The organism is Paragemmobacter amnigenus, assembly GCF_009908265.2.
Taxonomy (GTDB): Bacteria; Pseudomonadota; Alphaproteobacteria; order Rhodobacterales; family Rhodobacteraceae; genus Paragemmobacter; species Paragemmobacter amnigenus.
Genome location: NZ_JAAATX020000003.1, coordinates 219530 through 246428, shown reverse-complemented (window position 1 = coordinate 246428; position 26899 = coordinate 219530). Strand labels below are relative to the sequence as shown.

General features: G+C 61.7%; 22 protein-coding genes and 1 tRNA gene. 16 read left to right on the top strand and 7 right to left on the bottom strand.

Translation table 11 applies throughout. The features are described from left to right. Positions 1-76 precede the first annotated feature (76 nt). The 15 genes from hisD to GU927_RS05435 all read left to right on the top strand — a co-directional run bounded on the left by hisD (position 77) and on the right by GU927_RS05435 (position 15671). Complete coding sequence (gene hisD / locus GU927_RS05505) at positions 77-1378, top strand: histidinol dehydrogenase (protein ID WP_161761339.1); 1302 nt, start codon at positions 77-79, stop codon at positions 1376-1378. 305 nt (positions 1379-1683) lie between these two features. Continuing rightward, the gene (locus GU927_RS05500; protein ID WP_161761338.1) at positions 1684-2160 is read left to right on the top strand and encodes a UPF0262 family protein; all 477 of its coding nucleotides are present in this window, start codon (positions 1684-1686) and stop codon (positions 2158-2160) included. A gap of 65 nt (positions 2161-2225) precedes the next feature. Beyond that, the gene (locus GU927_RS05495; RefSeq protein ID WP_394357660.1) at positions 2226-2630 is read left to right on the top strand and encodes an arsenate-mycothiol transferase ArsC; all 405 of its coding nucleotides are present in this window, start codon (positions 2226-2228) and stop codon (positions 2628-2630) included. Further along, the gene (locus GU927_RS05490) at positions 2627-3037 is read left to right on the top strand and encodes a ketosteroid isomerase-related protein (RefSeq protein ID WP_161761337.1); all 411 of its coding nucleotides are present in this window, start codon (positions 2627-2629) and stop codon (positions 3035-3037) included. The genes GU927_RS05495 and GU927_RS05490 overlap by 4 nt, the downstream gene beginning before the upstream one ends. Beyond that, positions 3034-3669, top strand: a complete 636-nt coding sequence (locus GU927_RS05485; protein ID WP_161761336.1) for a GNAT family N-acetyltransferase — start codon at positions 3034-3036, stop codon at positions 3667-3669. The genes GU927_RS05490 and GU927_RS05485 overlap by 4 nt, the downstream gene beginning before the upstream one ends. Before the next feature lie 153 nt (positions 3670-3822). After that, complete coding sequence (locus GU927_RS05480; RefSeq protein ID WP_161761335.1) at positions 3823-4023, top strand: hypothetical protein; 201 nt, start codon at positions 3823-3825, stop codon at positions 4021-4023. Further along, entirely contained in the window at positions 4007-4597 is a 591-nt protein-coding gene (locus GU927_RS05475) for a hypothetical protein (protein ID WP_161761334.1), read from the top strand. Before GU927_RS05480 ends, GU927_RS05475 begins: the two co-directional genes overlap by 17 nt. 84 nt (positions 4598-4681) lie before the next feature. Then, the gene (locus GU927_RS05470) at positions 4682-5551 is read left to right on the top strand and encodes a carbon-nitrogen hydrolase family protein (protein WP_161761333.1); all 870 of its coding nucleotides are present in this window, start codon (positions 4682-4684) and stop codon (positions 5549-5551) included. A gap of 131 nt (positions 5552-5682) precedes the next feature. Beyond that, the gene (gene infA / locus GU927_RS05465) at positions 5683-5901 is read left to right on the top strand and encodes a translation initiation factor IF-1 (protein ID WP_023664579.1); all 219 of its coding nucleotides are present in this window, start codon (positions 5683-5685) and stop codon (positions 5899-5901) included. Next, positions 5898-6473 carry a Maf family protein gene (locus GU927_RS05460; protein WP_161761332.1) on the top strand — a complete coding sequence of 192 codons (576 nt, stop codon included), beginning with the start codon at positions 5898-5900 and terminating at the stop codon, positions 6471-6473. Before infA ends, GU927_RS05460 begins: the two co-directional genes overlap by 4 nt. Next, positions 6470-7513 (top strand): ribonuclease E/G, encoded by a 1044-nt coding sequence (locus GU927_RS05455; protein ID WP_161761331.1) that lies wholly within the window; start codon positions 6470-6472, stop codon positions 7511-7513. The genes GU927_RS05460 and GU927_RS05455 overlap by 4 nt, the downstream gene beginning before the upstream one ends. Next, on the top strand, positions 7510-7695 hold the full coding sequence (locus GU927_RS05450) for a DNA gyrase inhibitor YacG (protein WP_161761330.1): 186 nt from the start codon (positions 7510-7512) through the stop codon (positions 7693-7695). Before GU927_RS05455 ends, GU927_RS05450 begins: the two co-directional genes overlap by 4 nt. 261 nt (positions 7696-7956) lie before the next feature. Then, positions 7957-8032: transfer RNA gene (locus GU927_RS05445), tRNA-Phe, on the top strand. Positions 8033-8456: 424 nt separating this feature from the next. Next, entirely contained in the window at positions 8457-13142 is a 4686-nt protein-coding gene (locus GU927_RS05440; protein WP_161761329.1) for a DUF3320 domain-containing protein, read from the top strand. 177 nt (positions 13143-13319) lie between these two features. Next, positions 13320-15671 carry a hypothetical protein gene (locus tag GU927_RS05435; RefSeq protein WP_161761328.1) on the top strand — a complete coding sequence of 784 codons (2352 nt, stop codon included), beginning with the start codon at positions 13320-13322 and terminating at the stop codon, positions 15669-15671. A gap of 80 nt (positions 15672-15751) precedes the next feature. On the opposite strand, the gene GU927_RS05430 is transcribed toward GU927_RS05435, so the two are convergent. From GU927_RS05430 to GU927_RS05400, 7 genes are all read right to left on the bottom strand, one after another. Beyond that, entirely contained in the window at positions 15752-17821 is a 2070-nt protein-coding gene (locus GU927_RS05430; RefSeq protein WP_161761327.1) for an AIPR family protein, read from the bottom strand. Continuing rightward, entirely contained in the window at positions 17818-18792 is a 975-nt protein-coding gene (locus GU927_RS05425) for a PD-(D/E)XK motif protein (RefSeq protein WP_161761326.1), read from the bottom strand. Before GU927_RS05425 ends, GU927_RS05430 begins: the two co-directional genes overlap by 4 nt. After that, on the bottom strand, positions 18779-21523 hold the full coding sequence (locus GU927_RS20595) for a Z1 domain-containing protein (protein WP_217765534.1): 2745 nt from the start codon (positions 21521-21523) through the stop codon (positions 18779-18781). Before GU927_RS20595 ends, GU927_RS05425 begins: the two co-directional genes overlap by 14 nt. After that, positions 21520-23013, bottom strand: coding sequence for an ATP-binding protein (locus GU927_RS05415; protein WP_161761325.1), 1494 nt, complete (start codon positions 23011-23013; stop codon positions 21520-21522). The genes GU927_RS20595 and GU927_RS05415 overlap by 4 nt, the downstream gene beginning before the upstream one ends. A gap of 74 nt (positions 23014-23087) precedes the next feature. Continuing rightward, on the bottom strand, positions 23088-24641 hold the full coding sequence (locus tag GU927_RS05410) for a DNA cytosine methyltransferase (protein ID WP_161761324.1): 1554 nt from the start codon (positions 24639-24641) through the stop codon (positions 23088-23090). Between the two features lie 170 nt (positions 24642-24811). Continuing rightward, the gene (locus tag GU927_RS05405; protein ID WP_217765533.1) at positions 24812-25477 is read right to left on the bottom strand and encodes a HEPN domain-containing protein; all 666 of its coding nucleotides are present in this window, start codon (positions 25475-25477) and stop codon (positions 24812-24814) included. A gap of 23 nt (positions 25478-25500) precedes the next feature. Continuing rightward, positions 25501-26484: a helix-turn-helix transcriptional regulator gene (locus tag GU927_RS05400; RefSeq protein WP_161761323.1), complete on the bottom strand. Its 984-nt coding sequence runs from the start codon at positions 26482-26484 to the stop codon at positions 25501-25503. Positions 26485-26588: 104 nt separating this feature from the next. On the opposite strand from GU927_RS05400, the gene GU927_RS05395 reads away from it, so the two are divergent. After that, entirely contained in the window at positions 26589-26861 is a 273-nt protein-coding gene (locus GU927_RS05395) for a hypothetical protein (protein WP_161761322.1), read from the top strand. Positions 26862-26899: the final 38 nt, after the last annotated feature.

The following is a 26899-nucleotide window of genomic DNA, read 5'->3' as shown; positions in this document are numbered from 1 at the left end:
AACGGGCGGGGCGGTCCTGCCTTGAGCGCGGGGGGCGGGCGCGCTAGATGGGGCGCACCCTGCGGAGGCTTGGCCCATGACCTTTTTCCTGTCCACACGCGATGCCGGTTTCGAGGCGGAGTTCGCGCAGCTTCTGTCGATGAAGCGCGAGGAGGCCGAGGATGTCGATCAGGCCGTTGCCGCCATCATCGCGGATGTGCGGGCGCGGGGGGATGCGGCGCTGATCGAGCTGACGGCGCGGTTCGACCGGATGGAGCTGACGGCGGAGCGGCTGGCCTTTACCGAGGACGAGATCGCGGCGGAGATCGCCAAGGTGTCGGCCGAGGATCGGGCGGCGCTGGAACTGGCGGCCGAGCGCATCCGCGCCTATCACGCGCGGCAGGTGCCGGAGGATGCGAGCTGGACCGATGCAAGCGGGGCGACGCTGGGCTGGCGCTGGACGCCGGTTTCGGCGGCGGGGCTGTATGTGCCGGGGGGGCTGGCGTCCTATCCGTCGTCGGTTCTGATGAATGCGATTCCGGCGAAGGTGGCGGGGGTTTCGCGGCTGGTCGTGACGTGCCCGACGCCGGGGGGGGTAGTGAACCCGCTGGTGCTGCTGGCCGCGAAGATCGCGGGGGTGGATGCGGTTTACCGTGTGGGCGGCGCGCAGGCGGTGGCGGCGCTGGCCTATGGGACGGCGACGATTGCGCCGGTGGACAAGATCACGGGGCCGGGGAACGCCTATGTGGCTGCGGCAAAGCGGCGGGTCTTTGGCCGTGTGGGGATCGACATGATCGCGGGGCCGTCCGAGGTTCTGGTGATTGCGGACGGGGAGAATGACGCGGACTGGATCGCGCTGGACCTGTTGTCACAGGCCGAGCATGACGAGAGCGCGCAGGCCATCCTGATCACCACGGATGCTGAATTCGGCATGGCCGTGGCGGCGGCGGTGGAGGCGCGGCTGGAGACGCTGGAGCGGCGGGCGATTGCGGGGGCGTCGTGGCGCGACAATGGCGCGGTGATCGTGGTGCGCGATCTGGACGAGGCGGCGGCGCTGGCCAACCGGATCGCGGCGGAGCATCTGGAGATCATGGTGGCCGACCCCGAGGCGCTGGCCGCGAAGATCCCCCATGCCGGGGCGATCTTCCTTGGCGCGTGGACGCCCGAGGCGATTGGCGACTATGTGGGCGGGCCGAACCATGTGCTGCCCACGGCGCGGTCGGCGCGGTTTTCGTCGGGGCTCAATGTGCTGGATTTCATGAAGCGGACGACGATGGCGCGGATGACGCCCGAGGCGCTGCGCGCCATCGGGCCGAGTGCAGAACGGCTAGCGGTGAGCGAGAGCCTGCAGGCGCACGGGCTGAGCGTGCGGGCGCGGTTGGACCGGTTGAACGGTTAGGGGTGGCGTGAGCCGGAGCGAGGCGGGGTGAACCCCGCCCTACGGATTGGGCGCGGGAGCGCAACCGTTGGTTCTGGACCGTGGCCCAAAGCCACGGTCCGCGCACGACCCGCCCCCTCGGGTCGTGCGCCATGGGCGCCCGCCCCGGCGGGTCATGCGCGGCCCTACCGGCGGTCACGCGAAACGCTCCACTGGAGCCTTTCGCAGGCCCTTGCTCAGCAAGGCGGGCGCGTTAGCCTTCCCATCGCCCTTGCGCTGCGGGTTGCGGTCGGGCATCACCCTTCGGGTGAAAAGGGGGCCGCGCCATGAGCCGCATCTGCCATATCGAGATTGACGAGCGGGGTCTGGCCCGCCCGACGCCGGAGATCGAGCAGGAGCGGCGCGTCGCCATCTTCGACCTCTTGGAGGAAAACTCCTTTGCCCTGCCCGTGCGCGAGGGGCGCGAGGTGCCGCCGGGGCCATACAGGCTGGGCCTTGCGATCCGCGAGGGGCGGCTGGTGTTCGACATCGGGTCGGAGGCGGGCGAGAAGGTGGGGGAATTCCACCTGTCGCTGGGGCCCTTCCGGCAGGTGGTGAAGGATTACTTCCAGATCTGCGAAAGCTATTTCGAGGCAGTGAAGCGCCTGCCCCCCAGCCAGATCGAGGCGATCGACATGGCCCGCCGCGGCATCCACAACGAGGGTGCGCGGGTCTTGCAAGAGCGGCTGGAGGGCAAGGCCGAGGTGGATACCGACACGGCGCGGCGGCTGTTCACGCTGATCTGCGTCCTGCATTGGGGCTGATCTTGGGGCAGGAGTTTCCGACATCCATCCTGTTCTGCTGTGACCATAACGCGGTCCGCTCGCCCATGGCCGAGGGCCTGATGAAAAAGATGTACGGCCAGCGCGCCTATGTGCAGTCGGCGGGCGTGAAGAACGACATGGAGGTGGACGGCTTTTCCATCGCCGTCTGCAAGGAACTGGGGATCGAGCTGAGCCGGCATCGCAGCCGGTCCTTCGAGGAGATGCAGGAATGGGGCGATGACCTGTCGCAGTTCGACCTGATCGTCGCCCTGTCGCCCGCGAGCCAGAGAACGGCGCTTGAACTCACCCGCTATTACCATCTGGACGTAGAATACTGGCCGATCCTTGATCCCACCGGCCTTGGCGAAAGCCGCGAGGCGAAGCTGGCGGCCTACCGGCAGGCGCGGGACCAGATCAGGGACCGGATGATCGCGCGGTTCGGGCCGCCAGTGGAAGAGGAGACGACATGAGCCGGACGGATGCCATCGCCCTGATCGGGCGCTATTACGCGGCCTTCAACGCAGGGAATGCGGCGGGGATGCTGGATTGCGTGGCCGAGGATGTGGAGCATCGCGTGAACGAGGGCGGCATCCGGCGCGGGCGGGACAAGTTCGCGGAGTTCTGTTCGCATATGGGCGTGAGCTATCGCGAGGAGCTGAAGGACTTGGTCATCTTCGCCAATGACGACGGCACGCGGGGGGCGGCGGAATTTGTGGTGCATGGCGAATACCTGAAGACCGATCCGGGTCTGCCGGAAGCGCGGGGGCAGCGGTACGTGCTGCCGGCGGGCGGGTTCTTCGAGATCAGGGGCGGCAAGATCGCGCGGGTGACGACCTTCTACAACCTGAACGACTGGATCGCGCAGGTATCGGCATGACGCGCGCCCTGCCCGAGGGGATCAGCGTCCGCGCGCTGCGCGGTGCGGCGCTGGAGGCGGCGCTGGACGATGTGGCGCGGCTGCGGATCGCGGTGTTTCGCGACTGGCCCTATCTTTACGACGGGTCGCTGGACTACGAGCGGGAATATCTGGCGACCTATCGCGACAGTCCCGGCGCGTTGCTGGTCGGGGCGTTCTTTGGTGATGTGCTGGTCGGCGCGTCGACATCTACCCCGATGGAGGATCACGCGGGCGAGTTTGCCGCGCCCTTCGCGGGGCGCGGGGTGGCGCTGGAGAATATCCTTTACGGGGCGGAATCCGTGCTGCTGCCCGAATATCGCGGCAAGGGGATCGGCCATCGCTTCTTTGACCTGCGCGAGGAACATGCCCGCGCGCTGGGGCGGAGCCATGTGGCCTTCTGTTCGGTGATGCGGCCTGCGGACCATCCGCTGCGACCGGCGGCCTATCGCACCAATGATGCCTTCTGGCAGGGGCGGGGTTATGCGCCGCTGCCGGGGGTGGTGGCGGAATTCTCGTGGAAGGATGTGGGCGAGGAGGGCGAGACGGTGAAGCCCTTGCAGTTCTGGATGCGCGACATCCGCGAGGCGGCAACCGGCCCTGCGGCGGGGTGAAACGCGGGCTGGCGCGGGGGCGGATCATCCCTCTTGAAAGTTTTTTCCAAAAGTTCCCCCATCCTGACGATTTGTCGGCATACCCATCCCTATGGATATTCGCTCCTTTAGGTTGAGCGTGGTATGTGATCTTTACCAATTTCGGGGATTCCAATGGATATTTCAAAGATCCGTGCGCTGTTGGGCGAGTGCTTCCAGTCGGCGGATGACCCGAGGGGACTGTCTGCTGAAGAAGATTACCACGAGGCCGAGACGGCCTTGCGGGCGCTGAAATCCCTGTTCGAGCGCGAGCTGGAAAGCAGGGGCAGGGTTTCGACCGAGTCCGGACGGGTTCTGAATGACAGGAAAATGTGAGCGGCGGGGCGTCGATGCGCCACTGCGCTGGCTGTTCCATGCACGGCTGATGGCCGTGGTTTCGGTCATCTATGTCTGGTCCTATTTCCTGACCGTCTCTGTCGTGGCGCCGGTCCAGTCCATGGTCCTGCCCGCGACGGCCATGAGCGTGGTCTTCCTGCCGCACGGGGTGCGGGTTCTGGCGGCATGGATGTATGGCTGGCGGTCGGTCGGCTATCTGCTGCCGGGGGCCATGCTGTGCAACCTGCATTTCGCAGGGGATCGCGCCTTCGATCCGGTCATCCTGTCGGGCACGCTGGCAAGTCTTGTGTCGGCCCCGCTGGCCTTTGCTGCCGTGCGGCGGTTCTGGGGGCGCAGGGGGGGACGCATCGCCACGGCCCCGGGCGAGACGCGATTGCAGACGGTGCTGCTGGTGGGGGCGGCGGCATCGGTTCTGAACCTGACAGGGTTGCAGATTGCCTATGGTCTGGCCCCCGCCGAAGGGGCGGTCATCCTTGTCGGGGATGTGACGGGGCTTGCGCTGTCGATGCTGGTGGTCTGGGCGACCCTGCGGCTGTTGAAGGGGCATATCTAGCGGCGGCGGTGCTGGCCGCTTCGGTCTTGCCCTTGGTGGCGGGGGCGGGTTTAGTCGGCGCGTCGCTGCCCGATGGAGCCTGATGTGAAGATCGCCGCTGCTGCCTATCCGCTCGATTTCCTGCCGGATTTCGCTGCCTTCGAGGCGAAGCTTTCGGCATGGGTGGCCGATGCCGCGGGGCAGGGGGCCGATCTTCTGGTCTTTCCGGAATATGGCGCGATGGAGCTGGCCTCGCTGGGCGGGGCCGAGGTCGCGGGTGATCTGGAGCGCGCGCTGGCCGAGGTGGCGGGCTGGCGCGGGGCGGTGGACGCGGTGCATCTGCGGCTGGCGGCGGCGCATGGGGTGCATATCCTTGGCGCGTCGGGGCCGGTCTTTCCGCAGGCGGGCGGGCGGCCGGTGAACCGCGCGACGCTGTACGGGCCGGACGGGATCGTCGGGCATCAGGACAAGCAGATGATGACGCGGTTCGAGCGGGAAATCTGGTTCGTCGAGGCAGGCGAGGGGCTGCGCGTTCTGGACACGCCGCTGGGCCGGATCGGGGTGCTGATCTGCTATGACAGCGAATTTCCCCTGCTGGCGCGGCGGATGGCGGAGGCGGGGGCCGAGATCCTGCTGGTGCCGTCCTGCACCGACAGCGTGGCGGGGTTCACGCGGGTGCGGGTGGGGGCCATGGCGCGGGCGCTGGAGAACCAGTGCATCACGGTGCAGGCCCCGACCGTGGGGATGGCGGACTGGTGCCCTGCGGTGGACGAGAATGTGGGGCGCGCGGCGGTCTATGGCCCGCCGGACCGCGGTTTCCCCGAGACGGGAATTCTGGCCGAGACGGGGCTGAACGTGCCCGGCTGGGCGCTGGCAGAGGTCGATCTGGCGGCGGTGCGCGAGGTGCGGCGTGCAGGCGCGGTGCTGAACCATCTGCACTGGGACGAGCAGGCCGCGCGTCTGGCGCGGGGCTAGGGGGGCGCGCCGCGGGCGGTTGCGGTGACGGTCGTTACTTTTTTCCTTGAAAATCCGCCCCGACAGGCGCATTAGGCAGGCCCGAAGCCCGAGGGTTGCACCCTTGGGCTGTAACCCTATTCGGAGTGAACATGGCCAAGGAAGACATCCTCGAATTCCCGGGCGTCGTGAAGGAACTCCTGCCGAACGCGACATTCAGGGTCGAGCTGGACAACGGCCATGAACTGATCGCGACGATGGCAGGCAAGATGCGCAAGAACCGCATCCGTGTTCTGGCAGGCGACAAGGTGCAGGTGGAAATGACGCCTTACGACCTGTCGAAAGGCCGCATCAACTATCGCTTCAAGTGAAGCTGATCCTCGGATCGGGCAGCCCGCGCCGGAAGGAGCTTCTGGCGCAACTGGGTATCGTGCCCGATGCCATCCTGCCCCCCGACATCGACGAGGACCCCCGCAAGGGGGAATTGCCCCGCCCCTATGCGGCACGGCTGGCGCGCGAGAAGGCGGCGGCGGTGGCGGCGGGCGAGGATGACGTGGTGCTCTGTGCCGATACGACCGTGGCGCTGGGCCGTCGCATCCTTGGCAAGCCGCGCGATGCGGGCGAGGCTGCGGACTTCCTGACCGCGCTGGGCGGGCGGCGGCATCAGGTGATCACGGCGGTCGCGGTGCGGCGCGGCGCGCGGGTCTGGGCGCGCGAAAGCGTCAGCGCGGTGAAGATGAAGCGTCTGTCGGATGCCGAGCTGAACGCCTATCTGGCGGGCGGCGAGTGGCAGGGCAAGGCGGGCGGTTACGCCATACAGGGCGCGGCGGGGGCCTTCATCCCGTGGATTTCCGGCAGTTTCACGGGCATCGTGGGCCTGCCGCTGGCAGAGACGGCGGCGCTGTTGCAGGCGGCGGGCTGGCCGGTCTGGAGGCAGGAATGAAGGGGCGTGTGGTCTGTCTGGATCATATCGACGGGCGCGAGGCGGCGGCGCTGATCGTGGACGGGCGGCTGGAGGATCTGCTGGTCGATCCCGAGGGGGACGATCCCCTGCCCGGCGCGATCTATCGCGCGGTGGCTGACCGGCCCATGAAGGGGCAGGGCGGGATGTTCGTGAAACTGCCGGGGGGGCTGTCGGGCTTTCTGCGGCAGGTGTCTGGCATCGCGCCGGGGCAGCGGATCATCGTGCAGGTCACGGGACCGGCCGAGGGCGGCAAGGCCGTGCCGGTGACGGTGCGGCTGCTGTTCAAGTCGCGCTGGGCCATCGTGACGCCGGGTGCGCCGGGTCTGAACATCTCGCGCCGGATCCGGGACGAGGATGTGCGGGCGGTTCTGCAACGGCTGGCCGACGAGGCGATGGCGGGGGCGGCGGCGGATCACGGCCTGATCCTGCGGTCGGCCTGCGAGGACGAGGACGAGGCGGCCGTGGCCGAGGACATCCTGGCCATGAAGGATCTGGCGGCGGCCGTCGTGGCGGACCTGTCGGGCGGGCCGGAGCTTCTGGTCGATGCGCCAAGCGCGCATGAGGCAGCCTGGCGCGACTGGGCCGATCCGGCACCCGACGAGGTGGTCGAGGGCGGTTTCGCCGCGCATGGCGTGTGGGAGATGCTGGACGCGCTGCGCGACGCGCGGGTTGATCTGGCGGGTGGCGGTCATATGGTGATCGAACCCACCCGCGCGCTGGTGGCGGTGGATGTGAACACGGGCGGCGACACATCGCCCGCCGCGGGGTTGAAGGCCAACGTGGCCGCCGCGCGCGACCTGCCGCGGCAGTTGCGGCTGCGCGGGCTGGGGGGGCAGGTGGTGGTGGATTTCGCGCCGATCCCGAAGAAGGACCGGGGCACGCTGGACCAGGTGATGAAGGCAGCCTTCCGGGGGGAGGGCGAGGCCAATCTGGCGGGCTGGACCACGCTGGGACTTTATGAACTGACGCGCAAGCGTGACCGCCTGCCGCTGGCCACCCTGCTGGGAGATCAGGCATGACCTGCCCGATCTGCGGCAAGGAGCCCGAGGCGAAGTACCGCCCCTTCTGTTCGCGCCGCTGTGCGGATGTCGATCTGGGGCGCTGGCTGAAGGGAAGCTACGCGATCCCGGCCGAAGTCGGCGACGAGGACGAGGCCGCCGCCCCCGCGGACCCGGACGGGCGGCCCCCCCGCCCCCAGTGATCCCCGCTGCGCTGCGCGCTCCTGGTGCGGAGGCCCCGCCCAAGGCAAGCCGGACCGCCCGACGGCCGACATCGCCCGCCGCCCCGGCGCGGCCGTCCCTTCCGCGCGGGCAAGGGACACCGTGGCCACGGCCCTGCGCCAGGATCTCCGGCAGGCGACCATCCCCGCCCCCCTGAAATTTCTGCGCAATCCCCCTTGCCAGCCCCCGCGCCCTGACGTATCACCCCGCCACCCGAAGGCAGCGCCCTCGGGAATAACGGTGCCCAGATAGCTCAGTTGGTAGAGCAGCGGATTGAAAATCCGCGTGTCGCTGGTTCGATTCCGGCTCTGGGCACCACTTAAATCCCAATAAAATCAGATAGTTGCTCTGCCTGGCCTGGCGCGGTTCTCCTGCGGTTTGGGGTTCTGGACTTCAATTGGACTTCATTTATGCGGGAGAATGCATGACGGGAGGGCGCGGGGGAAGAGTGTTGTGCGGGTTTTGGGGAGCGGTGGAGCGGGAAAAGAATCGAGCTTGGCGAGGTCATTTTCGGACGCGTTGGAAGCGGACGAACTTTGGGTCATTCGCATTCAGCAAGTCGTGGCGGAACAGCAATTGAGGGTATCGAGCACCCGGCCGAACCGGATGTGAATGCCACGCTGACGCAGTCGAATTGCCGCATCTGAACGGCGGCCCCTCAGTGAGGGGTAAGGTTTAACCGAGCCCGTCTTGACACAATCCCTGCTTGTGATCTTTTCTCGACCGAATTCAGGTGTTTGAGATGATTGAAAGAAATAGCAAGCAGATCGACCGCGTTCTTGAAGCGGCCCGCCGCAAACTTTTGGAAACCGGGACGCGAAATCGCCTCATCCACGTCAATCGTGCCAATGCGCGGGCGAATTGTCTGAACATCATCAATGAGCGGGCGGATGATGTCTTCCGGCTCTTGCGGGTCCAATCGAGGCGAATGCGCTTCAAGGCGACCGGGAAGGATAAGGGCGAGACGGCCGACCTGCTGCTCGCGTTGCCCGCACCCGACGGGGGTGATAGCGAGCGGCACGCGGATCTTTTCCTTGAAACCCCGCTCGGCCCAGAGGCACAGGCGCGTCGGCTGTTGAAGTTGGCAATGGATGCCAAGACTGCCGAAGAAGAGCAGGGCGTCAACATTCTGTACCTCGCCGTAGGTTTCCTACGTTGGCGGGAAGCGGCTTCTTCGGAAGTGGTGCGCGAGGCCCCGCTGGTTCTGGTGCCGGTCCAACTCCACCGCAACGAACGCACGTCTAGCTATGATATTTCCTGTCGCGATGACGACATCACGACCAACCTGCCCTTGCAGGAGCGGTTGCGCCAGGATTTTGGTATCGTCCTGCCGGAGATCGACGAAACCGAAGCTTGGACCCCCGGAGCTTATTTTGACGCTGTCACTGCGGCTGTCTCGGCCCGACCCGGATGGTCGATCGATGCGGATGGCATGCAGCTTGGCTTCTTCTCGTTTTCGAAGCTGCTCATGCATCGTGACCTTGATCCGGCGAACTGGCCGAACGGGGCATTGGAGAACAGCGGTCTGCTGAAGGGGCTGCTCTCTGATGGGTTCGAGGAGGACGAGCCTCTTTTCCGCGCAGATGACCGGTTGGACGACAAGCTCGATCCTGCGCAGATCATTCAGGTGATTGATGCCGACGCCTCGCAGACCAAGGTCATCGAAGAGGTGCGAAAGGGAGCGAGCCTTGTCGTGCAGGGCCCGCCAGGCACGGGCAAGTCGCAGACCATTACGAATATCATCGCAGCGGCGGCGCATGACGGAAAGTCGGTCCTGTTCGTTGCAGAGAAGATGGCCGCGCTTTCCGTTGTGCATGACCGGTTGGTCCGTTCCGGCCTGCAGGATATCTGCCTTGAGCTGCACTCGCGTTCGGCGAACAAGAAGGCGCTGTCCCAAGAACTGGGTCGGACGTTGTCAGCCAGTGCCAAGGCACTTCCCGGTACTTCGGACCCTTCGGTCCTGCGCCAGACGAGGGACGAGCTCAACCGCATTTCCGATCTATTGCATTCGCCTGTCCCGCCGACGGGTGACACTCCGTTCCGGGCCTTGTCGGAGATCATCGGCTATATCGGGAAGAATGCCCCGCCGCCGTGTATTTCGCTTACCGGCCTAGAACGCATCGCCCGGGCTGACAGATCAGAAGCGGCAAGCGCAATTTCTGCGTTTGTCGCGGCGCTGGGTCGTGCCGGTGAAACGGAGCGACATCCCTTCCGTGGTGTGACCCATCTGGACCTGCAACCGACCGATCTGGCGCGTCTCGAAGCGGAACTCGCCGCCGCGATATCCGCAATTGACCGTCTCATCGAAGCTGGCGCTACGGTGGCGGAGAACCTTCGGCGGCATGTTCCAGAGACCTTTGCCGATCTTCAGGCGATGGTCGGAGGACTTGCGAGACTTTCTGATGCGCCCGAAAATACGGGAGTGTGGGCCGGCCTGCTCTTCTCTGTTGCCGGTCAGCCCCGCCTTGCGGAAGCGTTGGGTACTGGTGAGGAATGGGCGTCCGCTCGGCAGGATGCCTCTGGCCGGTTTACAGAGGTGGCATGGTCATCGAGCGCCGACGGCGTGCGTGCTGCGATCGTGAGGGGCCAAGGCTCTTTCTTTGCTCGGCTCTTTGGGCCCTATCGCCGCGCGTCCGCAGACCTTGCGGGACTACTTAGCGGTCCATTGCCGAAATCGCCTGTCGAGCGGCTCTCATTGATCGATGAACTCATTTCCGTTCAACTGAAACGCAAGAAGTTGGCCGAGGAAGAGGTTTGGTTGCAGGCAACGCTGGGTGTGGAATGGCGAGGGGAAAGGACGCCGTTTTCTGCCCTCAAGGACGTTGCGCGCTGGTTGGCGGATCAGCAAAGGACAGGGGCATTCCGCAATGCGGAGGAGCTTGCAACGGCACTGAAGGCTTACTCTGATCCAAAGGCTGTGGCGGGGATGCTTGCGGACCAGATCGAAGCGTGTCGGGGTGCCGTGTCCGCCCCGATCGATCGGTTGGGATTGGATCTTGCGCAGGCGCAGCTTCCCTCTGACCTTTCACAGGCGCGCCTGATGGAGCTGCGCGCGATGTTCGCCGACATGGCTGCGAATACGGCGCGCTACAGCGAATGGTCGCAACTGGCCGCTGCCATTCGGACGGCCATAGAGCGTGGGGCGGCTGCGGTTGTCGACGGTGTCATCGATGGCCGTATCGACAAGGAGCGAGCTGTTGAGGAGTATCTCTACGCCTGTGCCGAAGCCCGATGGAATGCCGCGCGTGCGGCGCGCCCGGAGCTGAACCGTCTGCCACAACTTGATCGGCACGATCTGGTGCACCTGTTCCGAAAGCTTGAAAAGGATCGGATCGAAGCGACAAAGACGCTGATCCTGTCGCGGCACTTCGACCAAATCCCCAAAGGCGTAGTGGGTGAAATGGGTGTGATCCGGGGCGAGATCGCGCGCAAGCGCGGCCACAAGCCGATCCGCTGGGTCATGCGGAACGCAGGCAGCATGGTGCAGCGGATCAAGCCCGTGATGCTGATGAGTCCCATTTCGGTGGCACAGTTCCTTCCGGCAGGCAGCATAACCTTCGACCTTCTGGTGATCGACGAGGCGTCGCAGATCCGACCCGAAGACGCGCTGGGAGTGATTGCGCGGGCGCGGCAAATCGTGGTCGTCGGCGACCAGAAGCAGCTGCCACCGACGTCGTTCTTCGACAGGCTGGTGGACGATCAGGACAACAACGACGAAGAGGACGAAGAGGCACCCGTCGGGGCAACAGCCGCTGACATGGAGAGCATCCTATCTCTCTGCGAAGCGCGGGGGCTGCGGCCGCTTATGCTGGAATGGCATTACAGGTCGCGCGACCCGTCCCTGATCCAGGTATCGAACGCGGAATTCTATGGGGATGGTCTGGTCCTGCCGCCGTCGCCTTTGCAACTTGACCCCGATTACGGGCTGAAATTCCGGCGCGTTCCCGGCGTCTATGCGCGCGGTGGCAGCGGGACGGGACGGCAAGGCACCAACCGGATTGAGGCCGAGGCTGTGGTCAAGGCGATGGCGGAGCATGCCCGCAAATGGCCGGACCTGTCGCTTGGCGTCGTTTCTTTCTCGAAAGTGCAGGCAGAGATGCTGACCGAGGTGCTGGAACTGCAGCGTCGGCGCGATCCGGTTCTTGACGCATTCCTGCGTGAGGGCAAGGCGGAGGATGTTTTCGTCAAGAACATCGAGAATGTCCAAGGGGACGAGAGGGACGTCATCCTTATTTCAGTAGGGTACGGGCCGACCGAGGCGAATGGACGGTTGGCAGCGATGAGCTTCGGGCCGATCAACGGCGAAGGCGGAGAGCGCCGCCTGAATGTCCTGTTCTCACGCGCAAGGGTGCGTTGCGAGGTCTTCGCCTCATTCGATCCGGGCGACATTGACCCAAGTCGGGTCAGCCGCGATGGGCCGCGTGTGCTTAAGCGTTTCCTCGACTTCGCCAAGACCGGGGTCATGGATGTCCGCACGCAGACCGGGTTGGAGGCGGACAGCCCCTTTGAAGAAGATGTTGCCGCGGTCATCCGTTCGCTTGGCTATCTGGCAGATACGCAGGTCGGATCTGCTGGGTTCCGTATCGACATAGGGGTTCGCCATCCGGATCGGCCCGGGCAATACCTCGTTGCTGTCGAATGTGATGGGGCTGCCTACCATTCTGCTCTCTGGGCGCGGGAACGGGACAGGTTGCGCCAAGACATCCTTGAAAACCTCGGTTGGCGGTTTCACCGTATTTGGAGCACGGATTGGTTCCACCATAGGGAGCGGGAGATCGCGCGACTGCGTGATGCGCTCGAGAAGGCCCATGCGACGATGGAGCACGGAATTCGCGTCAGGGGCACGAACCATGCCGGGATAGCGGCTCTGCCTGAGCCGACCGAAGCCGTCGAGACGGATTCCTTGGATTTGACCCACCTTGCCCTGACAGCGCCTGACTACCAACGTGCGAACGTTACCGTGCGCAGCACGCTTCAGCCGCATGAAGTGGCCGTCAGCGAATTGGCGAACCTTGTGGCGCGCATCGTCGAGCTAGAGGGGCCGATTCATGAGGAAGAGATTGCGCGCCGCGTGACTTCGGCTTTTGGTCTTGCCCGGGCGGGGAGCCGTATTCTTGAGGCTACCTTGCGAGCAATTAAGGGTGCTCTGCGCCAGAACTCCGATCTGCGGAAGCAGGGCCAGTTCCTCCTGACGGCAGCACAGTTGGAGAAAGTCCCTGTTCGCAACCGCGCATCTGAGACCGGTACGCTCTTGAAAGCGATCTACCTGCCGCCGATGGAGATTGCTGCTGCCGCCGAGATGATCCGGGCCGAGAGCGGCGACATGGAGGCGGAAGAGCTGGTGCGGGCCGTGGCACGACTGCTGGGTTTCCAGCGGGTAGGGAGCGATCTGTCAGAGGTGATCCAAAACGCACTGGAACTTGCGTAATGGGTTGGTCATTCTGCGAAAGCTAGAGCTGCAATGGAAATCAATTGTGTAGTTTTGAGGGGGCGGGGCGTCTGCCCGCCCCTCCGAGGATTTGGCCAATCTTCTCATTAATGCAGATATTGAAGTGCAGTACTGAGAGGGGTTTCGCAGGCCTTTTGATGGCCGTAAAGTATCGAAATGACTTTATTGAAAGTGCCTTCATCCTTGCAAGATTCCGCAGCCCCGTCCCTGAGCACCCCCCCACGTCCTGACGCCATAATAGCCGGCCTCGGCTTGGTCGACCGTCACGGGTTATGCGGTCTTCTGGCACTGCTTGAGACGCTCGGTTCAATCGAGCTTGCCCGCGGTGCAGTGGATGTCGTCCAAGAGAAGCTTGGCCGGCAGGTGTCAGGCTTGTCCGAGCGGCTCAATCGCCGGGCCGAGGCGCTGTCTGCGGAGGGTATGTCCGAGGATGTTCTTCGGCACAGGCTTTGGCTGGCGCTGGTTACGGCGCTCGATGTGCCGTCAGTCCTTCCGCTGTCGACGCGCAAGGTGACTGAGGCTTCCGCTGCGATTGCGGTCCGCGCGGCGGATGTGTTGTCGCCGATGATTCATGCAAAGAGGGCGGCCGCTACTGCAGATGGAATATCTGCATTGGAGAAGGCGGGAAGGCTGTTCGGGGGGCTGGTGAAGGACCCGCGTCAGTTCTTCGAGGCGAAGCCTGTCCTGTCTTTTCCCGATGTCGTTGCGGAGGAAGCGTTTCGCCTCATGGAGGGGTTGAACGCTGCGGAAAGGAGCGGGCGTCTTGATCCCGAAGTGGCGAAGGCTGTGGCTGCCGGGAAGGCCGTTGCTGGCAATGTGGCAGTGGTAGGCGGGGCGTGGGCCGCTTTCGCAGCGCTGGTGCAGGGGGCGGGATTTGCGCCTTACATCCTTGCAGCGCAGGCGTCGGCCTTCATTCCCTTTGTGAGTGGGCCTGTGGCCGTGTCATTCCTCGCGGTGCTGGTGAACCCCTTCACCCTGATCGCCGGTTTGGCAGCGCTGGGGTATTGGGGGGTCGCGAAGCAGGGCGAAGGTGTGCGGCGGATTGCAGCGGCACAGGTTGCGGCAATCCTCGCCCTTGCGGGGATGGGGCGGGAGTCAGAGGGGACTACTGCGCTGGTTTCCGCGTTCCGTCGGCTGGCCAATATGGGCCCCGATGATCTTGGACATCTGCCGAAAAAGGATGCCTTGGCAGTCCGAAGAAAGGTTGCACGTCTGAATTCGCGATTGCTCAGGGGGCTGCCACCGGCGGTTCGGCCGGAGTCTTCGCGGTGGACTGAGCCTTTGGCGCTCGCGCGCAGCAGTGGGGATTGGGAGGTGCCTTTGGTAGGAGCTGTGACGCTTGCCGACCTGATCTATCACGCGGCGGAGATCGACCCGAAGGTTCTGGCGGCGGCGGATTTTTCGCGGTCGATGGATATCGAAAACCCGGTCGACTTCGCGGGCAGTATCGGTGCTTTCCTGTCCGAAGGCGCGCGGACGAACTTGCGCGGCTATACGGCGGAGCAGATCGTTGCGGCGCATTACATAGAAGCGGGTTGTTCGGTCGAAATCCCCGCGACCAGCAACATGCCCGGCTACGACCTGTTGATCGACGGGAGCCCGGTTCAGGTGAAGTGTGGGGTCGAGAGTGGTTTGCTGGCAGATCACTTCGACAAATATCCGGATATCCCGGTCGTTGCGAACAGCGATCTGGCAGAGCAGGTAGAGAGTCTGAAGCCGGAATTCCGCGACCTCGTCAGCACGTTTGACGGCTTTGATCTTTCTTCGGTGAAGGAGATTCTCAATCGGAGTTTGCAGAGGGCGGAGGGCCTCGCAGATGCTGACGTACCTCTTTTCGCGGTGTTGGTCGGGGCGGGCAAAGGCGCTTATCGGGTCTGGAAGGGCGAGATCCCGGTCGAGAGTTTGCCGGAGTGGCTGGTTATCGAACTTTCCGTGCGCGGCGCGCTGGCGGCGGGCGGCAAGGTTGCCGGCGGCTTCATCGGACTGCTGGCTATTGGTCCTGCGGGAGCTGTGATTGCCGCGCCAGTCTTGGGGGTGGTTGCCTTGTTGCTGACAGGGAAGGCGAAGACAGCCGCAGAGAAGCTCTTGTTTCGCGAGTGGCATGCAGAGGTCATGCAGGAGGCGCAAGGGCTGTCTGCGGCGATGCGGGAGGCATTGGACCGTAGGACTGATGCCCTTTTCCACCGGGCCTTGGCATTCGACGCGGCGCGGGTTGGCATTGGCCCTGATCTGGCGACCTTGCTTTACGGGCGGGCCGTGGATGACGCCATTTTTGCCGTGGAATGCGCGGAAGATCTCATCGTGCCGAAGGACGTGACTGACCTGCCGGAACTCTTGCTGGCGCTGGGTCGGTTGAATGTGCCGGACATGGCGACGGCACGGGCGAGGCGGCGTGTCGAAAACGTTCTGGCGCGGAAGCCTACGCTTCGGGGGCAGGCGAAGAGCCTTCTCGACAGGGCGAAGGCCGTTGCGGCCCAAGATGCCCGTGATGTCAGGCGGGGCAATTGACTCGGCTGGTTTTCTGGCTGGCTCAGTCGGGGGCATGAGGCACTTGCGAACGCTCCACGATCTTCGAAAAGGCGTGGTACTCAAGCGTCGCCATAACCTTGATCTTTCATGCGCCCGAGCACTTCAAGGGCATAGCGAGATTGCTGATCGGTTGGAATTCGGCGGGGAATAGACGCGCATACTTCTAAAATCTGCATATCCTTTGGCGTGAGACGTTTTCGATCGCGACCCCACGCTAAGACATCCCTCCAAAAATCAGCGCCTAAGTTCACAGCTTCGGACTGCGCGTTGATGCCGTCAGTCATGGCTTTCTTAGCCTTTTCGTCGCGCTTCGCTGTCTTGGCGATTTCAACCAAGGTTAGGCAAGTCTCGAAATCAGCGTCATAGGTCAGCTTCCGCCCCTTCATGCCGTTCCAGCATGCTTGCTGCTTGGCCCATTCCGACATGTTTCTGATACCCGCCGGTGGGTGCACGATCACATCGTGCGCTTCCGCAGCGGCTCGCAGCAGCGCACGTTGAAGGGGTTCAGGGACAGATTGCTTCCGCCAGATAGCATCGAGGTCGAGGACCTGCTTTTCGCCGTTGGCGTCATGAAATACCTTCGCCATCGCATAGGTGACTATGTTCGCACGATAGCCGCCTTCATACCAGTTTTGCTTGGGCACCTCGGTTTCAAGCCAGCGGAAAATGATTGCCTTCGAGATCAGCCGTTTGAACCAAATTTCATCATACGAGGCGTCGCCCTTTGACCATGCTTCGCCAATATCCTTTGCGAATGCGGCAAAGTTTTTCTGGGCACCGCGGGAAACGATGTGCGGCTGGCCCGTAGCGGAGAACTCGAATTTCGCGAGATCGGTTTTGCTAAAGAACTGTGATTTTGGGAACTCAATGTCGAATTTTTTCTGTTGGGCTGAAGTTAGTCGGGCGCGAGCATTTATGAACTGCCCGCGGGATCTTTCGTAAAACCACTTGGTGTCGTGACGCTCTCCTTCTCGCGCAGTGAAAATCACGTCCCGCGAGAACTGCTCCATACGAATATGGAATGGATGGTTCGAGAAAAAGTCTGCAGCGTTTACCTTGTTCTGAGTGTTAGCGAATTCCGAGATTCTTGGCACAATCTCCTCTGACCTGTCCGAAGGGACGACTGTCAGTTTCATCTGAACAAAAACTTGCGGTAGCTGCTCTTTCGCGGACTTCAAAGCAGCATGGATGGATCCGGTTGTTTGGGCACCGTTAACTATTTGAAGGTTGCTGATCGACGCGACAGCCAGCCCTTCTTCTGTCCTTATGCAGCTAACGGCATCGGCAGTGGCAGACAGCCCATTATTATAAGGGAAGAAGAGCTCGGGCGCATCCTTAATCGTGGTCTGAATACCTTTGTTTGTCTTTGCCCGCGCTTGCAGGAACGACCGGACGTTGGCTTCGAGAAGGCGAGCACCCCATTTATCGTAGATCGCTGCCAGTTGCTCTCCAGGCACAATCAGGAGGTAACTTTCGAGCGCCGCTTCGGTCTGGGACGCTTTAAGCGCGGGAAGGGGAGCCCCGAAATCGCGTGCGAAATCAATGACAATGTCTTCTCTCGCTTGACCTGAACGATCGAACCGCTCAAAACGTGCCAAGTCCCAGACAGAATAGCTGACGGGCACTCCGCCGCTATCCTGCAACGGTACGCCGTCACCTTTGCCGACAAACGTGCGGTTTGAAATCAAGATGAGTTTGATCTTGGTGATTTGCGACCAAGTCGCGATGATCATGTCGGAAATCTGAAAGGCAGGATTTGCTTCATTCAGAGAGTCCCGAAACTGCTCATCCCTCGCTTTTCGGAAGAAACGGATAAGTGGATTAAGCAGGCTTGGCAGTTTGGAACTGTCAAATGTCTGGACGGTATCGCCTTCAGCGAAGTCGCAGATGATAAGTCCAAGCACGCCTTCGCTGTCTCGCGGGTCTCCGGCATAACCGTCAATCCGCAACTTCTGACCACCTTCGCCGCTTTGGAAGTAGGCGCGATCTGCGACTTCCAATTCGCCTGCCTCAGTCAAACGCTCAGTCATCCTATCGAAGAAGGCCTCCACTGGGAACACGCCACTGGCATCCGCTTCGCGTCGGATATCGGCCATTAAATTTTGGTGGTATTCTTCGAGTTCACTCATAGCTTCTCTGCTTCAATCAAATTTGTTTGCAATGCGCACCAGTCCGCCCGAAATGGAGCGCAGGCGGAAAGGGCGAGGGAATATGAAACCGACGACAGACCGAGTGGTATGGGTGCGGCAATTCGCGGAAAATCGTCGGTTACGATATGGAAATCCGGTGGCGACACGATCCAGCGCCAGGCTGAGTAGTCGTGCAAAATGTCGAAACCAGCGTCAGCAAGATGAAGATCCCATTCTAGGATTGCAGAAGGTTCGGACTGCTCCAGCATGTCAGTGACTTCTTTGATTTGCTCGGTCAGCGTACGGCCATGCGGCGGCTGCACCTTGTCGACCGCCAAAACACCCAGCCACAGTCGTCGGCCCGGCACTTCTGCCAATTGAAATTCATTGGTAATCTTTATGAAAGGCTGCGAGGCCCCGCGCCGCGCTTTCACCTCAATGCAATCGCCTTTCAATTCGAAGTCCTTGGGAGCGCCGCTTGGGCCCGTCCAAGCCGTCAATGCCGGCTTGGGGCCGAGGACGGACATCAGAAGCTTAAGAACTTCGATTTCGCCTATTAGGCCCTTCTGAGACTCCTCCGACAACGCTTCGGATTTCCCACCGCGAAGTAGATAGTGCCAACGAAAAGTCCGGCCAATGGCGCGTTCAAGAGCCTCCGCTTCGGTCTCGGCCAGCTCGCCGGCTGCCATGACATCACGGCAAAGGGTCTCGAACAGTTCAAGCTGGGCGCTGTCCTTCAGGCGGACGTAAAGGATCGGGCCACCGGGTAGTGTTTGGAAACGGATTTCCAAGTTTCGCAGCTTTGGCAGCTCAGGAGCTGGATTTGGCAAGTCGGATAACTGAAGGACAAGTGCCACATCGGCACGCGGCATCACCGCCCAGAACCAATTCCACCGAGCGGATGCCGAAACTCGGCGCGTGTCCACCTTTCCGGCCTCGAGGCCGGACCATGGCGTGTTAGTCGGGATCACCGAGCGCCTCCTCCTCGACCTCTTCTTCGCCAAACATCTCGCGCATTCGGATGGTGTTGACGATGTACTCCACCGTGCCACCCGCGATCTTGCTTGACGGGAAGGAAAGGCCCCACGCGAGGACTTCCTTTCCGTAGACGGTCTCGCCATCCGCATTTTCGATCTTCGGCCGCACGAGCCGCAGGATCAACAACGGTCGCCGCCCCTCTACCGCCCTGTAGTAGCTGGGATTTATGGTGGTTTTCGGTTTTGCTTCGGGATGCTCGCGTCTAAAGGCTTCCTCTGCCGCCGCGATCTGTTCGTCGGTAAGCCCTTCTCGTTCATCCTCCGCCGAACCGACTCTGCGGCTCGTGCCGCTGATCGTAAGGACGCCCTTTGCGAAATCGCGAGGGTCGACTGACCGTCCGTATGGGACGAGGGCCAAATGCCCAAGGCCGATCGGCTCGAACTCCTTTCCGGTCGAACTCGCAATGAATACATCCCACAGCTGCAGTTCGCTGTCTGCGCGAGCGGCGATGTAGTCACGGATTAGCTTTGGATCTGTCAGAAGGTCAGCAGGCACATTTGCCGGATCCGTCCGGAAGGTCCGCAGGAAAGCGTCGATCCGGCTAACTGCCACCCCCTTCACCAAGTGACCGCGGCTTCGCTCCTCGAACATGTGGCCATCTGAAACCATGTCCTGAAGTAGCGCCTCGCCTGCCGCGAAGTTGCGTAGCATCAAACTCTCTTCGGCAACGATGCGTGTCGTTTCGACCAGTTTCTTTTCGAGGCTGACTTTCATCGGGAATTCCTTCCCGGTGCCCATCTTGTTCCTCGCCGTCACGATCAGCGATTCCGGATGGCTGCGCACCGCGAGGCCGAACTGCTCTGGCGTAGCCTTTGCCAGTTCCATGCGCTTCAACTGGGTCTGCAGGTCGTCCATCGCTTCGTGGATATGGGCATACCAGCCGACGCCATCGGCGGGAATCCAGATCCGGCACAGATCCTCGTAGCCCGGCCGATAGCCGAACCAGCGGCCCATCTGCATGAGCGTGTCATACATCATAGAGTTCCTCAGGAAGTAGCTGATGGTCAGCCCTTCCAAGGTCAGCCCGCGCGAAAGGGAGAAACCGCCAACGGCGATCACCGTCACGCCATGTTCCCCGCCCTGATCATAGTCGAGCGGCTGCGACCGCTTTGATGCGTTGACCTCGACAACACGGGCGGCAACCAGAACCTCGTGCAGACGAGCTTGGACGGCTGGCCAGTCCGCGCCCTCTGCCTCGGCAAATTCGGCTTCCCACACCGAATGCAGGGCGGCAATCTCTGGATTGCGCAGTGCTGCTTTGCCCTTGGCACCTTCGACCGCAACAGCGGCTCGGATTCGGTCGACCACATCGGCCACCCGGAATCTCAAACGCCCCTGCACATCGGTGAAGCGCGACGCGTTGATCAGCATCGAGGCATGTGCGCCCTGTTGGCCCCGGGCATTTCGGATCGCCCTGGCGACGATGAATGCGCGCACGGCACGGATGAGGCTGTCCGGCAGAACATCGACCGGATGGTCGATTTTGTGCTTCATCGGAAAGATGTCTTCGTTGTCGTCGATCAGCCGGACGTGCCGTTCACGGGCGTCAAGGAACACCTTCTGTGCCCCGAAATAGTTCGACGGCGCGTCAAGGCCGATGATGAAGTGCCTCGGGAATAGGTCCTGCTTCAGCGCATCATCATCGGTATCCGGGTCGATAAAAATGTTTGCAAAGGGCGTCGCCGTGTAACCCACATAGCAGCTGCGGTGGAACATCGACAGCAGTTGCCGGAGCTGCCCGTTGATCCGTGTTACCTCGTCGCGCGCATAGGCGGTGTTGATCGAGGCGTTGTCGGCCTCGTCATCGATCAGCAGCATAGGCTGGCTGACCATCTTGGTTGCCCCGGTTGCAGAGTGTTCCTCCAGCCATTCCAGCAGGTTCTTCAGCGTGCTAGAGTTTTTCTTGATCACCAAGACGACGGGGACGTTGTATTGGCCGATCTGACTGGTATTCGTGGTTGCCGTCGCCTTGTTGAAGTCGCGCAGCGTGTTGGTGAGAGAGACCGGAAACTCGCGCTGATCGAACTGACCGACGCCGATGATCTTCTGACGCTGCGCCTTGTTTGCATGGGCCAGTCGTCCGGTATCCCGGCCGATAAATCCCTCGTCAATCCTCGCCTGGGTCTGATTGCGCAGGTTATTGTGGATGCCCGCAATTACGACGATTAGGCGATAGCCCGCATCCGCCGCCTTGCAGATTAACCCTGTGTAATTGGCGGTCTTGCCGCTTTGGACATGGCCTACGACCATGCCTCGGCGGCTCCAAGGGCTAAGATTGCGCGGATCGCCCAGACGGTCTAGCACACGATCCGTGACTTCGTCTGTGGCGTCGATAACCGATTTCGGCAGTCCTTTCAGGTTCAAGAGCTTGCGATATCTGCCCCAGTAGAATTCACCGATCTCGCCGTTGATCCGGGCGTCATGTAGCCAAGGACGGAAGTCCTCAGCATCTACGATGGCACCGAAGCCCATGCTGATACCGTATTTCTCTTCGATCAGGCGAGCGAGTTCCTCTGCATCATCATTTTCAACCTGTCCCGCGAACATCGGCATGGCACGCAGCTGGGCGATGATCTCTCGGATCGACTGGGCCGTATGGGGGCCGGGCTGAGACGCCATATACATAGACGCCATACCTTCGAGGCTGCTTAGGATCTGCTTCACGTGTCTTCCTTCGTCTCGATCGTCGCCGCGATGATGCGTTCCGTATCTTCCCAAGCCGATCTGAACGGATCGACGTCCTTCATCAGCGACTTGATTTCCTTGATGTCCTTGCGAGCGCCCAGAAGGACGGAGAGGGTTGCCTGCACGGCTTGGGCAAGCGTATCTTCGTCCACCCGATCCGGGACGATCTGTTCGGCCGTGCCTGCCATGTCTGCGTGTAATGTTTCGATGGGCAATGACGCCCCGACCAGAGCAATGCAGTTGAAGAAGCCGCGCCGGAGGTCCGGGGGAAGGCTTTCGGCGAAATCGGCAAACGCCGGGTGTTCGATGTTCGGGCGGTAGCGTATCTGCCCTTCAGCTTGGATCCGGTGCCACATTGGAAGCCGTTCTTGGTCGACAAGCTTCTGGCCGCGCTTGCTGTAGGTGCGCTTCGAACCCGCGATGATCCGCTCAATTACCTTTTTAAGTCGCTCGCGTACTATAGGCGGCAGTTGTGCCGAAGACTTCTTTACGTCGATTTTCCAATCCGCATCCATGCTGTTTGGAATGTCGATCCGGACCCGAGACAGCTTGGTCAATTCAGATTGGCGGCAGAGGCCAAACCAAGTGCCATATAGGATCAGACGCCTGCCACGATAAAGGTAGAAGCCTTGGGACTTCAGATGGCCCTCTGGTCCCCCGATGTCCTCCCATTCCACCTTTGACATTTGCTTGTGATGCGGCAGCGTAAAGCTCTGGATTTCCACGTCGCCCCTTATCAGCGACAGCTTTTCTTCAGGGTCGGAGATGGTCGCAGGGTTCTTCCCAGCGAACGGATCGAGTGGACGCAGTAGGCGCTCGTTCAGGACTATACGCAGCGGCTTTGGATCTTCCATGAACCGATGGAACACGAGGCGTAGGTGGCGCTCGGTTTCCGCAATCCTTTGGTTGATTACTTCTGCCCGTTTGGCAGCGCTATGAGAATAGCCACCCGTCAAGCGATCGAGTTTTTGCCAAAGAACCAAGGTGCCTTGATCTCGCAACTTTTCGGTGCCTGGGATCAGATGGAATTGATCAGGCAGCTGAACAGCCCATTCGTTCCGTTCTGCGACATCATCGAGGTCCCATATCGCTGCGCTGGTTTGTCCAGCCCGCCGAGTTACCACTGTAAGTCTACGGCACTGGGAGAAACTTGCACTTTTGAGGCCGAGTCCAAACCGTCCAAGGTCCGGTTCGTCACGCGTCGCCAGCGGGTTCCTGCTGCCTGGGCGCATCGCTGCGACCAGCTGATCTTCGGTCATACCCGCACCATCGTCGATGACCGCGATGTATGGCTCATCTGAATACGTCTCAGTGACGATCTCGATCCGATGCGCGCCAGCCGTAATGGAGTTGTCAATAATATCTGATATAGCTGTCTCTAGAGAGTAACCGATATCCCTTAGCCCTTCAATCAGTGCCGCTGCGTGAGGAGTGGCATCTGCACGTCTTGAAACGATGATTTCCGTCATGCCTGCCCTATGGAAGAACGACTAGGTTCTACTTTGGCGTGAACGTATCGTCGTTACAAGGCTCTGGCCGCACCTCACGAGATGGGGGTGTCAGCTTTTGTCAGGCATGCAAGAATGAGTTCAGCGATTTGCCGCGCCAAGAATGGTGGCACTGCATTTCCCACTTGGACGTATTGTTGGGTCCGATTGCCAAGGAAAAGGTAGTCGTCTGGAAAGGTCTGCAACCTGGCCGCCTCCCGCACTGTCAGACTACGGCACTGCAGCGGGTCAGGGTGGATGAAATAGTGACCATCCTTCGAGATATGGCTGGTCACAGTTGTTGAAGGCTCATGTGCAAGCTGGACGCGGAAGCGGTCGTTGAATATGCCACTTTGCCAATTGCGGTGGTCAGGTGTGAGGGCGACGGGGAAATCAGCTGCCTTTGGGCTGCTCCGGCGTACCCTGCCGTATGCTGAGGCAAAGAGGTACCGTCCAAGATCGGACGCCATGTGTCCCCTCGTCTCGTGTTGGGCAAGCGCGCGCAAACTGGGACGCTCTAGCCAGCGCATAAGGCTATCGCTCGATGTCCCATAGTCGGCAGGCAGTTGTGTAGACGATCGCCGAGTTTCGGCCCCATGTTTCATGTGTTCTGCAATTGCGCGAAATTCCGAGTGAAGGTCGCCCAAGTCATCGCCCTTAGACAGTTTTGCCAACTGCTTGGCGAAACCCGCAATTTTTCCTTTCCAAGCGGCAGGAGTGTCTGTTGCGCGGCTGATGCCGCTACGCAGGGCTGGCATGTTTCCGATGGTTTCCTCCACCGATCGACTGGTACCCGGCACTGCAATGCTTGCGCCACTAGCGCAAGCAGCCAAGTCAGATCGCAGACCCACGATGATGACCCGGTGGCGGCGCTGAGGGACCCCGAACGCCTCTGCGCGCACGATGAAATCGGATGGCTTAGTAGCCTCGCGTAGGGTTGCTCGTTCGTCGGCGATATGGATCGCCCGTAATTCGTAATGGTGGCCGTGACCCGTGCCGAGGGACGCGAGATCTTCCATAAGCATCTCGAAGACGAGGCGGCTTTCCACAGTCGAAGAAAGCATGCCCTTTACGTTCTCCATGATGAATACGGCCGGTCTCAACCGGTCCAAGACTCTTATGTATTCCCTGAAAAGATAGTGACGCTGGTCTTTTTCGGGGACATACCCAAGCATGCTGCGCGAACGCGCCCGTCCGACCAACGAATAAGCTTGGCATGGTGGACCACCTATCAGGATGGTTTCTTCAAAGTTGCGTTTCACTTGGCTGATGGTTTCGTCGATGGCTTCTGCAGCCTCGTTGCCGCCCAATTCAAGGCACCGCGCCTCAGCTTCAGCTTCAACCCACGCATCCGCATCCACTTCAGGCCAGTATGGTTCTTTCGAAACTCCTGCTTGGAACGCCAAAAAGGGATCTGGCAGCTTGCTGTGCCGTGACAGATGGGCTCGAAGAAAAGCACGCAGACGTAGGGTCTGGTGTGCGGATGCTTCCTTCTCGACCGAAACCGCAATACGGAACGGATGTCGACCGCCTGCTTCTAGCGAGGCGAACCCTTCGCCAAGACCGCCAGGACCGGCAAACAGATCTACGATACCGAAGGTGGCGGACAAGTCGCAGTTCTCTCTTGCATAGGGTTATGGGCTGTATACCAGGTTCATCGATTAAGGCCAGGAGGCAATTTAGGGACACTGACGGCAGCACAAACTTCAAAAGTGAAGCGGAAAGCTTATGCGACCGTAACTTCAGTGACCCGGTTTGAAGCCGACCCTCAGATATCCAGTCACTCTACCACGGGATAGAACGGTCGGCCCCAGTCGGCCCCTGGATTGTCCATCATGAGGTCGACGAAAACAGGCATTAGGACGTTGAGGATGGCCGCGCCGTCTGCCACCTGCGCGCGGTTGACAGTGCCGTTCCATGTCGCTCCGCCGTGGACGATCTGGTTTCGTAAGACGTAGAGGCGGTCGAAGACAAAGCTGAGCACCCGGGCGGTATCGCCCGACTGGAAGGCGTTGTTGAAGGCGCTGGTTGAGTTGCGGAAGGTTTCCTGCCATTCGGCATATCCCTCGATCCCGTTGTGGTGTTGCCAGAACGGGTTGAAGACGTAGCGGTTGTCCATCAGCAGGCGGAACGGGCCCGAGAAGCGTTGCCAGACGGCGTTGTAGATGCGACCTTCACGGTCGAGGGCGACGAGTTTGCGGAAGAATTCGAGGAAAGCCGCGCGTTCGCCCTGAGGCACGGTCTGGAATTCACGTTCATCTGCATAGGCGGCGTTAAAGGCGATCCAGAGGAAGATGAAGCGGGCGTCAGCATCGCCGTCGCATGCTTCGGCGCGGCCGATCCAGCTTATGGCGCGGTGGACTCGGAGACCCATGTTTTCGGGAAAGCCTTTACGGATGGCGCGCTGTTTTTCCTTGAGGGCGGCGAAGGTCAGGGTCTGGGTCATGGAAATGCTCGGTTGAAAAGGTGTCAGGGCATTGAGGCGAAATCCGGGCGTCGGTGGTCTTGGACCATCCGGCGTAATGGTTCCGGGGCTAGAACCTCGACCTTGTCGCCCCATTGGTAGAGGTGCCAGACCATCTCGAGCCAGCCGGCGGCAAAGAAGCGGACGATAAGGCTGCCGTCTTCCTGGGGTTCGAGGATCTGGTGCGGGTGGAACTGGAAGCCTGCGGCGCGGTCGGCGGCTTCGGGAGCGAAGCGCCAGATGACCTCGCCGAACTGGTCGGGGTCCTGCCAGACGCCAAAGGATCGGGCGGCGTAATCGGAGAGGTTGAAGTCGTTTTCAAGGTTGAACCCATCCTCGAGCGTTTCGGCTTCGAAGATCAGGTCCATGCGGAAGTTGCGGATTTCGGCGGATTTGGCAGGATCGCGGGCGGCAAGGTAGATGCGGTGGCCGAGGAGCACGCCGTGGGGTTCCAGAATACGATGGGGCGCATCGGGGTTGCCGTAGCGGACGCGCAGGCGGAAGAGGCCGCGGAGGGACTCGATGATAGCGTCGAGCAGGTCCGGGTTCAGGCGGACCTTTGGTCCAGGGCGTGTGACTTGACCCAGCGACGACAGGACGAAGTCGGCATCGTATTCCAGTCGCCTTGCCTTGTCGCGGGGAAGCCGGTGGAGCAGGCCGTCGCGCAGATCGGTCAGGGCTTTTGCGTGGCGCAGGCGGCCTTCGGTTTCGGCGTGGCGGGCGGCAATCTCGAGCGCCTCCAGTCCCGTTTCGTTGCGGAGCTGGAGCTTGTCGAGGTCGGGGTCGGCGAGGGTCCAGCGTCGCTTGCGGTCTTCGCCGTCGTTGTGGTCGGCAAGCGGGAATGTGGCCTCGAGCGCCTCGGTCATCCGCTGGGCGGTGCGGTGGGAGACGCCGAATTCTTCGCAGATTTCAGCAAGGCTGATGCCCCGTCTGCGAGTTGCTGCGAGGCGGGCCAGGCGGACGAGATCCTGCGCTTTGGAAAAGGACATTCAGCGAGCCTGCCAGTTTCTGACACCCTGCGAGGGTAGAAGTTTTCTTGCAGGCCTGTCGAGCGATTCCCGCTGCGGGCGAGTCCAAGGAAAGAAAGACAAAGATGGAAAAGAAGGTTGTCAGGATCGAACGCATCGCCCCGCGGGATGGTGTGGCGGAGGAGCCGGCGCTTACGGCGAAGGGCTATGTCCTCGGCGATCCGCGCTTTGGCAAGGAGAAGCATCACGCGAAGAATGCCGTCTTCGTGCGGACGCTGGATGAGGTGGCGGTTCTAGTCGGGCAGGGCTTTTCGCTGCGGATGAAGGCACCCGGCAAGCGGGAGTCACTGGTGTCGCCCGGGATGCTGCGGATCATCCGCGAAGGCGTAGTGGCGTGAAGGCAAGGCCCGCGTCGCTGCGCTGTTGACAGCGGGGC